This window comes from Tunturiibacter psychrotolerans (genome assembly GCF_051013365.1).
GTDB classification, from domain to species: Bacteria; Acidobacteriota; Terriglobia; order Terriglobales; family Acidobacteriaceae; genus Edaphobacter; species Edaphobacter psychrotolerans_A.
In genome coordinates this window covers 2,975,534-2,988,746 of sequence record NZ_CP132941.1, presented here as the reverse complement: position 1 = coordinate 2,988,746, position 13,213 = coordinate 2,975,534, and the positions used below count along the sequence as shown (strand labels likewise).

At 57.0% G+C, this 13,213-nt stretch carries 9 protein-coding genes; 3 read left to right on the top strand and 6 right to left on the bottom strand.

The features are described 5' to 3' along the window. Positions 1-2 precede the first annotated feature (2 nt). From RBB76_RS12440 to RBB76_RS12425, 4 genes are all read right to left on the bottom strand, one after another. Positions 3-635 carry an HAD-IA family hydrolase gene (locus tag RBB76_RS12440; protein WP_429631692.1) on the bottom strand — a complete coding sequence of 211 codons (633 nt, stop codon included), beginning with the start codon at positions 633-635 and terminating at the stop codon, positions 3-5. Next, positions 632-1,483, bottom strand: coding sequence for an oxidoreductase (locus RBB76_RS12435; RefSeq protein WP_429631694.1), 852 nt, complete (start codon positions 1,481-1,483; stop codon positions 632-634). The genes RBB76_RS12440 and RBB76_RS12435 overlap by 4 nt, the downstream gene beginning before the upstream one ends. A gap of 222 nt (positions 1,484-1,705) precedes the next feature. After that, positions 1,706-3,703: a transketolase gene (tkt, locus tag RBB76_RS12430; protein ID WP_429631696.1), complete on the bottom strand. Its 1,998-nt coding sequence runs from the start codon at positions 3,701-3,703 to the stop codon at positions 1,706-1,708. 109 nt (positions 3,704-3,812) lie between these two features. Then, positions 3,813-6,269, bottom strand: a complete 2,457-nt coding sequence (locus RBB76_RS12425) for a glycoside hydrolase family 15 protein (RefSeq protein ID WP_429631698.1) — start codon at positions 6,267-6,269, stop codon at positions 3,813-3,815. Positions 6,270-6,468: 199 nt separating this feature from the next. Between RBB76_RS12425 and RBB76_RS12420 the strand changes: the two genes are divergently transcribed. Next, positions 6,469-7,086, top strand: a complete 618-nt coding sequence (locus RBB76_RS12420) for a superoxide dismutase (protein ID WP_429631700.1) — start codon at positions 6,469-6,471, stop codon at positions 7,084-7,086. A gap of 104 nt (positions 7,087-7,190) precedes the next feature. Here RBB76_RS12420 and RBB76_RS12415 read toward each other — a convergent pair whose 3' ends face one another. Together RBB76_RS12415 and typA are read right to left on the bottom strand one after the other, a co-directional pair. Further along, positions 7,191-8,252: a hypothetical protein gene (locus RBB76_RS12415; RefSeq protein WP_429631702.1), complete on the bottom strand. Its 1,062-nt coding sequence runs from the start codon at positions 8,250-8,252 to the stop codon at positions 7,191-7,193. Between the two features lie 728 nt (positions 8,253-8,980). Continuing rightward, positions 8,981-10,813, bottom strand: coding sequence for a translational GTPase TypA (typA, locus tag RBB76_RS12410; RefSeq protein ID WP_429631704.1), 1,833 nt, complete (start codon positions 10,811-10,813; stop codon positions 8,981-8,983). 195 nt (positions 10,814-11,008) lie between these two features. Between typA and RBB76_RS12405 the strand changes: the two genes are divergently transcribed. Together RBB76_RS12405 and RBB76_RS12400 are read left to right on the top strand one after the other, a co-directional pair. Further along, entirely contained in the window at positions 11,009-11,689 is a 681-nt protein-coding gene (locus RBB76_RS12405; protein WP_429631706.1) for a cysteine dioxygenase, read from the top strand. A 49-nt stretch (positions 11,690-11,738) separates the two neighbouring features. Further along, a complete protein-coding gene (locus RBB76_RS12400) occupies positions 11,739-13,205 on the top strand; it encodes a circularly permuted type 2 ATP-grasp protein (protein ID WP_429631708.1) in 1,467 nt (488 codons plus the stop codon). Positions 13,206-13,213: the final 8 nt, after the last annotated feature.

Sequence of the window (13,213 nt, the reverse complement as noted above, 5' to 3'; positions counted from 1 at the left end):
CCCTATGCGGCTCGTAGGCCGAGTTGTGCAAGCTCATCTCTGAGCTGAGTTGGTGATTCAAAACGAATTGCCCGCATGCCGAGAGATCTCGCGGCAATACAGTTTTCAAGCTTGTCATCGATAAGAAGAGCGGTCTCCGCCAGATGCCCCGAGATTTCAATCGCAGCGCGATAAATCGCAGGATGGGGCTTCATCTCATGCACATAACCGGAGCAGATGAAGTAATCAAAAAATGGCCGCAGGCGAAACGCATCCAACCGGTGTTCATTCAGTTCGCGGCTTTCGTTGTTAAGCGTCGCTAGTCGATATCGACGGGAAGTACCGAGTTTCCCAAGAATATCGAGGTTTTCAGGATGAAGAATCTTACTTTCAGCGCAGACCTGTGGCCACAATTCGCCGAAGGTAAGATTCGGGTTTTGATTCAAAACAGTCACATTGAAGAAGTGCTCAGCCGTGGAAAGCCCCCGCTCCCAAAAGTAGTTCGCCTCCTCGTGACGCGACTCGTAATCCGCCAGGTCAACACCTACCCGGGTCAAGACATCCGCGCGTTCGTCTCTATCCCACCCGTTTGTGAGCAAAACTCCGCCTATGTCCCAGAAGATCGTCTTAATCTTGAATTGCGAAGAAGATTTCACTCACCCTCCGGAAAATCTGCTCCAGCAGTCACCTGCTCCCACGCTGCAATCTCTTTTTGCCAGTTGTCGAGTTTGGTCCGAAATCGTTGAAGAGCACTCTTGCCCAACAAAAGATGCAGCGGCGGATTCGGAGATTCGACGACCTGAATCATCGCCTGAATTGCTCGCAACGGATCTCCCGGCTGCTTGCCATCATTTTCGACAAAGTACTTCCGCATATTCGCAGCCGTCTTGTCGTAGTCCGCAATCTTCGTCCTCGCAATCACTCCGGAGCGTCCAAGAAAATCGGTTCGGAACGGACCAGGCTCAATGACCGTGACGTGTATTCCCAGCGGCGCAAGCTCCGCAGCCAGTGCCTCCGAAAGCCCTTCCACCGCGAACTTGGACGCGTTATACATACCGATACCCTGCCCGCCGATCAGGCCGCCGATCGACGAGAGATTGAGGATGTGGCCGCTACGCTGCTTTCGAAGATGAGGCAGGAAAGCGCGTGTGACCTTCAGCAGACCGAAGACGTTGGTCTCGAACATCGGCATGAATTCGGCCTCTGAAACCTCTTCAATCGCACCGGCGACGCCATAGCCCGCGTTGTTTACCAAAACATCTACCTGGCCGAATTGCGCAAACGCCTGCGTCACTGCCGAGTCCACTTGACCGCCGTCGGTCACATCAAGAGCCAGCGCTCTCGCCGTCTGCGGATATTGCTCTTCTAAATCTGCAACCTTGTCGAGCTTTCGAGCCGTCGCTACTACCTTACCGCCAGACTTCAGAACTTCTTCGGCAAGCAGCCGGCCAAATCCGGTCGATGCTCCCGTGATGAACCAGACACGTTGAATCGATTGAATCATGATCTCCAGTGCTCCAAAAGACTGCATCTACCGGGACCGACTTGGTAGAAATTCGCGAGGCCCGGGCGAGCAACATTGCTCTTGGAAGCAGCCTTCATAGTGTTCAGGATGAGATGCTCGGGCCGAGTCGCAAGACGCAAATGAGTCGCAATCAGGCTTCAGTAGATACGGAGTCTATTGCCAGACGGTAAAAAGGCGGGGCAATCAGCCCCGCCGTTCTCTTTACTTCTTCACCAGCTTCTTGGCGTGTTCCACCACGTTCGAAACGCTGAAACCTAGCTTTTCCAGAGCGATCGCTCCCGGGGACGAAGCACCGAAACGATCCAGGCCGATGACACCGCCGTTATGGCCGACGTACTTGTACCATCCCAGCGTTGCTCCAGCCTCAACCGCCAGCTTCGGCGTAGCTTCCGGAAGCAACTTCGCCTTGTACTCGTCGCTTTGCTCGTCGTAGATGTGGAAGCTCGGCATCGAAACAACCGTTGCGTTGATGCCCGCAGCCTTCAACTCTTCGGCAGCCTTCGTGACCAGTCCAACTTCGGACCCGGTCGCGATGAGGATCAGATCCTTGCCATGCGAAACCACTTCGTACGCACCGAAGCGCGCGCCTGCACGAGCAATCGTTGCATCGATCGTCGGCAGATCCTGGCGCGACAGAGCCATGAAGCTCGCGCTCTTGCGCTCCAGCGCCAACTGCCAGCACGCCGCCGTCTCATTCGCATCCGCCGGGCGGAAGTCGGTGAGCTGAGGAATGGCACGCAGACTCATCAATTGTTCGATGGGCTGGTGAGTCGGTCCATCCTCGCCCAGACCAATCGAATCATGCGTAAAGATAAACAGCGAGTGGAGGCTCATCAGCGCAGCCAGACGCAATGCGTTGCGGCAATAGTCCGAGAAGGTAAAGAACGTCGAACCAAACGGAATCAATCCGCCGTGTGCCGCCATGCCATTCACCGCCGCGCACATGCCGAACTCGCGCACGCCAAAGAACACATTGCGTCCCACAGGATCCACATGAAAACTCGGCGAATCTTTAAAGATCGTCTTGGTCGAAGCTGTCAGATCGGCCGCACCGCCAAAAAGCTCCGGCACCACGTTCTCAATCGCCTGCATCACAGCCTGTCCGGCGTTGCGCGTCGCCATCGGCTTCTCAGTCGGGAAGGTCGGAATCTTCTTCTCCCATCCCTCGGCCATCTTGGCCTTGATCGTCCGGTCAAACTGAGCCGACGGCTCTGGATACGCCTTCGCGTACTCCTCGAACTCCGCAGTCCACGAAGCATGCAGGTCTTTGCCGCGCAGCTTGATCGTGTCCCAATTCTTGCGAGCCTCATCCGGAACGTAGAAGCTCTTGTCCTCAGGCCAGCCCAGATTCTTCTTGGTTTCCTTGGTTGCCTCGGGACCCATCGCCTCGCCGTGCACCTTGTTGGTGCCGGCCTTCGGGCTCCCATAGCCAATCACCGTGCGCACGCGAATCAGCGAAGGCTTCGTCGTCTCTGCCTTGGCCGCAAGAATCGCCTTCTCAATCGCCACAAGATCGTTTCCATCCGCAACGTACTGAACGTGCCAGTGGTAGCCCTCGAAGCGCTTGGTCACATCTTCGGTGAACGACAATTCCGTTGGTCCATCGAGCGAGATCAGGTTGTCGTCGTAAAGCACAATCAGCTTGCCCAAAGCCAAAGTTCCGGCCAGCGAAGCCGCCTCATGCGAAATGCCTTCCATCATGTCGCCATCGCCACAAAGAACGTAGGTGTGGTGATCGACGATGTTGTACGTATCGCGGTTATAGACCGCTGCCTGATGCCGCTCTGCGATCGCCAGGCCGACTGCCATCGCGAAGCCCTGTCCCAGAGGACCGGTCGTAACCTCCACTCCCGGAGCCTCACCTCGCTCCGGATGCCCCGGAGTGTGCGAACCCCACTGGCGGAACTGCTCCAACTGCGACATCGGCAGATCGTAACCGGAGAGATGAAGCGCACCATACAGCAGCGCCGACGCATGTCCATTCGAGAGCACAAACCGATCACGATCGATCCACTGCGGATCCGACGGATCGTGCTTCATGATCTTGTGGTAGAGCAGATAAGCGATCGGAGAGCATCCTAGCGGCGCTCCTGGGTGCCCCGACTTTGCCTTCTCCACCATATCGACGGCGAGAAAGCGGAGGGCGTTGATGGAGATCTGGTCAATTTCGTGCTGCTTCGAATCCTGCTGTTCGCTCATTCTATTCCTCTACCTTTTATTGAGAGATTCGTGAACCGTTCACGGTGCTGAATCTGGAAGATTTGGTCAAACTCTCACAGTGTACTAGCGGGCCGCACTTGCTGCATCTTTACACCTTGGTAGATGCCGGAACCTCATTGATAGCGACATCAATATTTCGCCCAAGCCACCGATCCGGCTGACCCTCTACCGGCCATGCCTGCGTGAACGTAATCTTACCCGCCTGATCCGCGCCAGTCGGAATATCTACAAACGACCTCGAATACCCCACCGTTCGCGAGTCCTGACGAAGCGTCGTAGCCCAATTGTCATACGTGTAAACGACACGAAAATGATCCGTGTCGACAATACGAAGGGTATGCCCTGCAGGCAGTGAGAAAATCGGACGTCCCGGCTCAAATATTTCAATGCGGTTACTAAACGTGCGCTTCTCCTTCGGCACCGCATAACGATCTTCCACCGCCTGAATCCGGTCGAACACCCGTCCATCCGCCGCCGAGCGCAGCAGCTTCAAATACTCCGCATGAGCCCACACCAGCGGCTGCGCCGACCCCGCCGACCGCCCCCGGTACATCCCCCTCGAAGGGATATCGTCATAGTCCCAAACCTGCTCCGGCAGCATCCCTCCCACCGAACTAAACTGCTCAATCGCCTTGATGTACTTGCTGAAATCGTTCCCTGCACAAAGCTCGTAGTGACCTCTCTCACCTGTCAAAATCGGCCACGCCCGCCCCTGCCCTGAGCCGTCGTACGGCCCTCCATCTTTTTTCTGCCCGTAGCCGTCATGGTTGTATCGCCGCCAGGAGACCCCAAACGGCGTCTCGATCTTCAGAACGTGATCGACGACCTTCAGCGAATCGACGATCAACGGATCATCCGCGCGCCGAATCCCGTACCGCACCAGCTCCAGAAACCCACCATCAATCACCTCACGCGCCTCGAAGACGTTCCTCTCTCCAGCCTCGCGATTATTAATTCGAATCATCCCCTCTGGCACACTCTCGTCATGAAACGGCTCGCCCTTGGCCGGAGGACGAATCCGCATGTAGTGATACTTCACATCCGGGTGCAGAATCCCTTCCGTCGTCGTCGTCCACTCATCCAGATGCGATTCAATCCAATCCGCATACGCCTCCAGGTAATCCGCCAGCTCCAGCGACTCGCGGTCGCGAGCAATATCTGCCGCACAGATCAACCCCGCGATCACCGCCGCCAGCGTAGACGGCGAGTATCCCGCCGCCTCCTCCCATCGCTCCTGTTGCGTCACTGGTGTGTACTGCATCAGAAACGCCGCGGCCCTTGCAACAAACGGAAACACATCGAAGTTCCCCAGCCCATCCTGCTTCCACAACCGCCACGCCAGAATGATCGGGAACGCAACCTCATCCAACTGAATCCCCGTCCAGTAAGCAGTTCCATCAATCCAGAAATTCTGTGCAAAGCTTCCGTCCGGCTTCTGCGTACACGCCAGATAAACCAACGCCCGCAGCGCCGTATCGGTCCGTCCGCACGCCAGCAGAGCACTCGCCGTCTGCACCATGTCCCGAGTCCAAACCAGGTGGTAGCCGCCCAGATCCGAGTCCCCCTTCGACGCCCCCCACGGCACCGAGGCCGACGCAATAAACGCGCCCGAATACGTCTTGTCCTCATGCGTCAACAGCACATTGTGGCTGATCCCCATCAGTTTGCCGCCGTCGGTCGACGCAGCCGCCAGCCGCGCCGGCGAGCTCACCCGTTTCCACTGATCCACAAAGCGCTTCTGATGATCCGCATAAGGCGTCGCCAGCGTCTGCATCATCTGCGCGATGGCAGCATGATGGCCGTCGCCAAACGAGATCGCGATCGTAAACTCGAGATCCTTCGTAAGATCCACCTCGCCCATCACAGCGATATTTCCGTTGAGAGCCTGGCCAAACTGCCAGCTCATCCGCATGTCCTGTGTCAGATTCTGGAAGCCATCGCTCGAACCAACATAACCGCACGAAGACCTGATAAAACCGCAGCTCGCGCCAAAAGCCAGTGAGGTCTCGCCCTTCCACGCCAACACGCACCGCTGTCCCGCCACATCGATCGATCGAGCCGAGTTCCCCGCTCCGCCGCCGTTCAGATGAGGCGCCAGCAGCGCGTAGCACTTCAGCCGCGACAGAACCTCTTTATCTCCGGTTATCTTCACGTTCATCAGTACTACCGGATGGTGCGGATCGCTGATGAACTCCTTGGTCACCGTGTATCGGCCATCGAGATCGCTCGCTACAACCCTGACCGCAGGGGCCGCACTGTCGATGTAATGGAAGTCATACTCAAAGTTGCGTTTCTCTTCGTGGATGAAGGTCTCACCATCGCTGAACAGCAGCTCCATATCGCGGGTCTGCGGACGATCGATCGTCGGATAATAAATCTCATTCAGAGTTCCATGCGACACCGTGAACCACACACGGCTCGAAGCCGCATAGGCGGTGGCTACAGCATCCTTCTCGCTCGAAGTCCACCGAGGGGCCAACCCAGGAGCCCCAAATGCGGGGCCATCGTCATCAAGCCAGCGGTAAGAAGCAGTTAGGTCGTTCATTGGTATCTATTAGAGCGCAAATCTCGAAAGTCGGTTACATTCCTCCGTCAACGGGCGATGAATCCGCAAGTGGTCTATGATTTTGGAGGGTTAGGCAAGCTTCCCGAGTGCATCGCGCACCCTCCGGACAGCATCGAACTCACTCAGGCGGTCAGGATCCTCCTGACTGACACCAACGAACGACGACAGGAGAACTACTGTGGCCTACGAACTACCACCTTTGCCATACGATTACGCGGCGCTCGAGCCCTCCATCGACGAAGCCACGATGAAGCTCCACCACGACAAGCATCACCAGACCTACGTCACCAATCTGAACGGCGCAGTTGAGAAGCACCCTGAGATCGGCAAGAAGTCTCCTGAAGAGCTCCTCAAGGACCTCGCCAGCATCCCCGAAGACGTACGCAAGGTCGTCCAGAACAACGGCGGCGGCCACGTCAACCACACCATGTTCTGGCAGATCATGAAGCCCAAGGGCGGCGGCGAACCCAGTGGCGACATCGCCGCACAGATCAAGGCCGACTTCGGCAACTTCGAAGACTTCAAGAAGCAGTTCAACGAGACCACGGCCAAACAGTTCGGCTCGGGCTGGGGCTGGCTCATCTTCGAAGGCGGCAAGCTGAAGATCGTCACGACGGCAAACCAGGACAATCCCATCTCACAGGGCCACTACCCCATCCTCGGCAACGATGTATGGGAGCACGCCTACTACCTCAAGTACCAGAACAAGCGGCCAGACTACCTCGCAGCCTGGTGGAACACCGTCAACTGGGACGAGATCAACAAGCGCTTCGCCACTGCCAAATCGCACAAGTAATTGAGCAGTTTTTAAAACGTACCTCCGGTGCAACGCGAGCTTCACGTTGCACCGGAATCGTCCACCAACTCGAATTGATCGCTACCCGATCGATTGCAGTTCTGTTACTTCGGCCCCGATCCCGGAATAACCGCGGTCGTCGGGATGACGGTGTTTATATTCCCCCACAAGCCCGTGGCATTTGAACTTCCGCTCCCTGTGGCTCCGCCGATCACGAATTGCTTCCACAGCTGATTCTGGTTGTTGACGCCCTCTGGAGTTCCGGCCTGGTCTGAGCCATCCTGTCCGCAGGCACTCGTATGCCCCGGCTTCACCTGAAGTGCGTTGAGATAGGTGGCGAAGTTCGTGTAAACCGCGGCGCCCCACTTCCAGTTGATCGTTATTCCGGGGATGCCGCCCGTATCGAAGGTCCCGTTCCAGCTCACTTTCGTGCCGCCCTGTAGTCCGGCCGATGGCACAGGGACACCGGTAAGAAAGATCTCGTCGTCCCCCCTCATAGGAACAGTAGTGAGCCACGTATTGGTCATCGTACTGAAGGTTGTGGTGGTGCACGCCGCCGTCGGCGAGAAGGTGATCTGAGCGTTTGGAACCGCATTCATGAACGGCAACCCGGTCGCTTCGTCCACGATCTTCGAACTGGTGAAGGTAATGACACCGCCGGTTTTGGGGATGCCCGTTACGCTGAAGTTCGCGTTGAACCAAACAAAATTGCCGTCTCCAATCGATGATCCGTCGAAGCTCTCCGTGTCGATTCCCTTGCCGGAGGTCTTGGGCGGCGGAGGCTGAGAGCCACAGGTGAGGCTCGTCGGCGAAAACTGGATTGGAATCGTGTTATGTCCCACCAGCGAGGCAGTTCCGGTGAAGGTGTAACTACCTACCAGCGGAGCGAACGAGCCCCAGATCGTTGCGTCGAAGACCTGGCTCGCGGTCGCAGTAAGGGGGATCGAACCCACGATGGGGGTGCCCACTGATGGCGATGGTTCGAACTGGTAGGCAATCTCATACTTCGTGCCGGGCGAAAGCTCCGACGCTGCTAACGAAATGCTGAACGAGTCGCAGGTGATCGTAACGTTGGCGCTGTCGACGTGGTTTGCGAATACAGGAGTCGCACCCAAAAGAACCAAACCCGCAATAGTGCCGCAAGCAATTCGAAATCTTTGAAACATAATCACGCCCTCTTGGCTAGCTTCCTTCGCTTCGCTTCTTCTCAGGTGCGAGTTACTTTCGTGCTGACAAAAGACACACTAACTATGCAGTCACCCACAAGTAACTGCACTACAACTTTGTGGTGATGGAGTAGTGCTGAGGCTGCTCTTCGCCCAATCGGCTACCAGACGCTCTCCCAAACCTTGTGCAGGGAAGGTCTTTCGCGCGGCCTATGAGGGGTCCCCCCCCCCCTGGTTGCCCGCGTGCAAGTTATTTATTTTCAATTACTTACACAGCATTACCGACTGCAAAATCGTCATTCCAAAAGGGTTACGTGCAAATTCGTCTCTACAAAGGAGTTACGGCGCTTTAAAATAAAAAGCTCCGACCACAGGCCGAAGCTTTTTAGTACTCTATCCAGTATAGCGGTTGGAGGATAACTGATACGCCATGCAAATCTGCAGGATTGGCGCGGGTTTTGATGGTTTGGGGGCTTGACAGGTTTTGGGCTACTGAGGGGAAACAGCAGATTCCTCCGCTTCGCTGCGGAATGACAACAAAAACAGCTAGCAACCACATCGGTGCGGGCTTCTCTGCGGAATGACAACGACAGCGAGCGACAACATCGGTGCAGCTCTGAATGCCAATAGCAGTCACATTGCTTCGCATCACATTGCTTCGCATCAAAGGAAAGGGCTGGAGCCCTTATGGGAGCGTCCAGCCCGCTTGATTCAAGGTTGTTGCGCGGCTACTCGCTTTGACCCTTGCGGGGGCGGCGATTGGCCTGGAGGACCTTCTTGCGCAGGCGGAGGGACTTCGGGGTCACCTCGACGAGTTCGTCGTCGGCGATGAACTCGATGCACTGCTCGAGGGTGAGCTGCTTGTAGGGCACGAGGCGGACGGCATCGTCCGATCCCGAGGCGCGCATGTTCGAGAGCTTCTTTTCGCGAACGCAGTTGACATCGAGATCGTTGTCGCGGGAGTGCTCGCCGACGACCATACCCTCGTAGACTTCAACACCATCGGAGACGAAGAGGACGCCGCGGTCCTGGAGGCCTTCGAGCGCGTAGGCGGTGGTGGTGCCCTGGCGGTCGGAGATCAAAGCACCCGAGAGACGCTGCGGAATCTCACCCTGGTAGGCGATGTAGCCGTCGAGGATGGAGTTCATGATGATGGTGCCGCGGGTCTCGGTGAGCATCTCGGAGCGGAGGCCGATGAGACCGCGAGAGGGGATGCGGAACTCCATGCGGACGCGGCCTGAGCCGTGATTGACCATCTTGACCATCTCGCCTTTTCTTGGTCCGAGGCGCTCAATGACGGTGCCGACGAAGTTTTCGGGGACGTCGATGGAGAGGTGTTCGACCGGCTCCATGACGGCGTCGTCGATCTTCTTGGTGACGATCTCGGGACGGCTTGCCATCAGCTCGAAGCCTTCGCGACGCATCATTTCGATGAGGATGCCGAGTTGGAGTTCGCCGCGTCCGAGGACTTTGAACGAATCGGGGGAACCGGTGTCCTGCATCTTGAGGGAGACGTTGGTGAGGAGTTCTTTTTCAAGACGGTCGCGGAGATTGCGCGAGGTGACGAACTTGCCTTCACGTCCGGCAAAGGGCGAGTTGTTGACGTTGAACTGAATGGCGATCGTCGGCTCGTCAATGGTGATCTGCGGCAGGGGCTGCGGATTCCCGAGATCGCAGAAGCTTTCGCCGATGAAGATGCCGGGAATACCGGCGATGGCGACGATGTCGCCTACCTGGGTCTCTTCGATGTCGGTGCGCTTGAGGCCGGAGAAGCTGAAGAGCTTGGTGATCTTGTGCTTGGTGAAGGTGCCGTCGATCTTGGCGACGGTGTACTCCTGGCCGGTGCGCATGGTGCCGTTGAAGACGCGGCCAATGGCGAGACGACCGAGGTAGTCGGAGTAGTCGAGGTTGGTGACGAGGATCTGGAGAGTGCCGTCGGGCTCGCCCTTGGAGACGGGAATGGTCTGAACGATCTGCTCGAAGAGGGGCTGGAGGTCGGTGCCGGGAACCGCGAGGTCGGCGGTAGCGGTGCCTAGCTTGCCGTTGGTGTAGAGGACTGGGAAGTCGAGGACGGACTCGTCGGCGTCGAGGTCGATGAAGAGGTCATAGACTTCATTGAGGACTTCCTGGGGACGGGCGTCGGGGCGGTCGATCTTGTTGATGACGACCATCGGGGTGAGGCCGGCTTCGAGGGCCTTCGAGAGAACGTAGCGGGTCTGCGGCAGGGGGCCTTCGGAGGCGTCGACGAGGAGAACGACGCCATCGACCATCTTGAGGGCGCGTTCGACTTCTCCGCCGAAGTCGGCGTGGCCAGGGGTGTCGACGATGTTGATCTTGTTGTCGTGGTAGTAGAGGGCGGTGTTCTTGGCGAGAATGGTGATGCCGCGCTCTTTTTCAAGATCGTTGGAGTCCATGACGCGGTCGGTGACGGCTTCGTTGGAGCGGAAGGTGCCCGACTGGCGTAGCATGGCGTCGACGAGGGTGGTTTTGCCATGATCGACGTGGGCGATGATGGCGATGTTGAAGATGGGCTTAACGGCTACTGCGGTTGAGTTGCTCACTCGGGTTTACATCCTGTCTGGGCGCTTGATGATGGTTTTTTTGGGGAAGTGCGCGTCTCCCCTAGTTTACCGCAGTTGAGGGTAAATTGGCCTAAATGACGGAATCGAGAGGCGAATTGTAGCTGGAATTAACGGAATGCTTATGTTTGGGGCTGGTGGGCGTTGCAATTCGTAGATGGGGGTGCCGGAGTATGCTTGATAGGGACGGCAGCCAGCCAGGAGCCGGGTACGGTGAGCATGATGAACAAGGGTAGAACGATCGATGATACGCATCCGCTGCATACGTCGGTTGGAGATTTTGTCGCGGGCCTGAAGGAGCTGGAGCGGGACCTGATTACGAAGGATCGGATTGCGGAGTATATGGCCGCGACGACCCTGCGGCCGGAGGCACTTCAGCACTACATCTGGTGGCGGGATAGTTTTTATACGCGGAATTTGATCTATCGGGATGAGTTGTTTGAGGTGATGACGATCTGCTGGTCGCCGGGGCAGAAGACGGCGATTCATACGCATAATGGGCAGCTGGGATGGATGACGGTGTCACAGGGTGAGGTGCTGACGCACGAGTTTCACCATACGAGCTGTAATGCTCCGCAGAACCAGAATGTGGTGAATATCGATTGCCTGGGCGGGGCGACGGAGTTGCAGATCGATAAAGTGCGGACGGTGGGGTGCGCGGAAGGGACCGGAATGGTCACGGTAGATAAGCTGCAGACGATTCACCAGATTGAGAACGCTGGGAAGGGCGGGTGTGTGAGCCTGCATGTGTACTCTAAGCCCTTTGATTCGTGTATTGCGTTCGATCTGGAGAAGCAGCGGTGCTATCGAAGGCAGTTGAGCTATTTCAGCAAGGATGGGGAGCTGGTGGAGAAGTAGAGATTGAGTTTGGTGGCGTGGTGATGTGCCGCTATACTCAAGGCTCCTAATGCATCCAACTCAGTCATCCCAGTTCGAGCATGCGGCACTGAAAAACTATCTGCTGGACCATGCCTATGATGAGATGTTCCGGGGGCAGAGCGATCTGCATCGGCACTGCGAGCCTTTGCTGGATCACTTTTTGTCGCTGCCCTCCGAGGAGTTGCAACGAAGGAAGCAGGCGGCCGATCTCAGCTTTCTGAATCAAGGCATCACGTTTACGGTGTATGGGCGCGAAGAGGGGACGGAGAAGATCTTTCCCTATGACCTGATTCCGCGAATCATTACCGCCGCCGAGTGGGAGACGGTGGAGCATGGGCTGACGCAGCGGATTACGGCACTGAATCTTTTCTTGAGGGACATCTATAACGAAGGACGAATTCTGGATGACGGAATCGTGCCGCGTGAGGTGGTGTATAGCTGCAAACACTATCGCCGGCAGATGATGGGGCTGCAGGTTCCGCGGAATGTTTATATCGCGGTGTGCGGGACGGACCTGATTCGGCTGGAGAGCGGCGAGTTTGTGGTGCTGGAGGATAATCTTCGCGTGCCGAGCGGTGTCAGCTACATGCTGACCAATCGCAGGGTGATGAAGAGGATCTTTCCGCAACTGTTTCGCAGCTATAACGTGAGGCCGATTGAGCAGTACACGCAGCTGCTGCTGGGGACTCTGCGGTCGCTTGCACCGGAGGGACGGCCAGAGCCAAATATTGTGCTGCTTTCGCCGGGGGTTTTTAATTCGGCTTATTTTGAGCATGCGTATCTTGCTCGGCAGATGGGGATCGAGTTGGTGGAGGGGCGAGATCTGGTGACGCATGACAATGTTGTGTACATGCGGACGACGATTGGACTGCGACGGGTGGATGTGATCTATCGGCGTGTGGACGATGACTTCATCGATCCGCTGGCGTTTCGTGGGGATTCGATTCTTGGAGTCGCGGGGTTGTTCAATGCTTATCGCGCGGGGAATGTGACACTGGCGAATGCGTTCGGGACAGGTGTGGCCGATGATAAAGCGCTGTATGCGTATGTTCCGGACATCATCAAGTACTACCTGAGCGAAGAGCCGGTGCTGAAGAATGTTGAGACGTATCTGTTGACCAGGCCTAAGGAGCGGCAGCATGTGCTGGCGAATCTCGACAAGCTGGTGGTGAAGGCGGTGGGTGAGAGCGGTGGGTATGGGATGTTGATTGGGCCGCAGTCGACCAAGGCGCAGCGGGAGGAGTTCGCACGGAAGATTGAGGCGGACCCGAGGAACTATATTGCGCAACCGACGATCTCGTTTTCGCGGGCGCCTTGTTTGATCGGCGATGAACTGCAGCCGCGCCATGTGGATCTGCGGCCTTACGTGCTGTACGGCGATAAGGTGACGATTGTGCCCGGCGGGTTGACACGTGTTGCGTTGAACCAGGGATCGCTGGTAGTGAACTCTTCGCAGGGTGGCGGGAGCAAAGATACGTGGGTGCTGAGTCAGTGAAGGGAGAT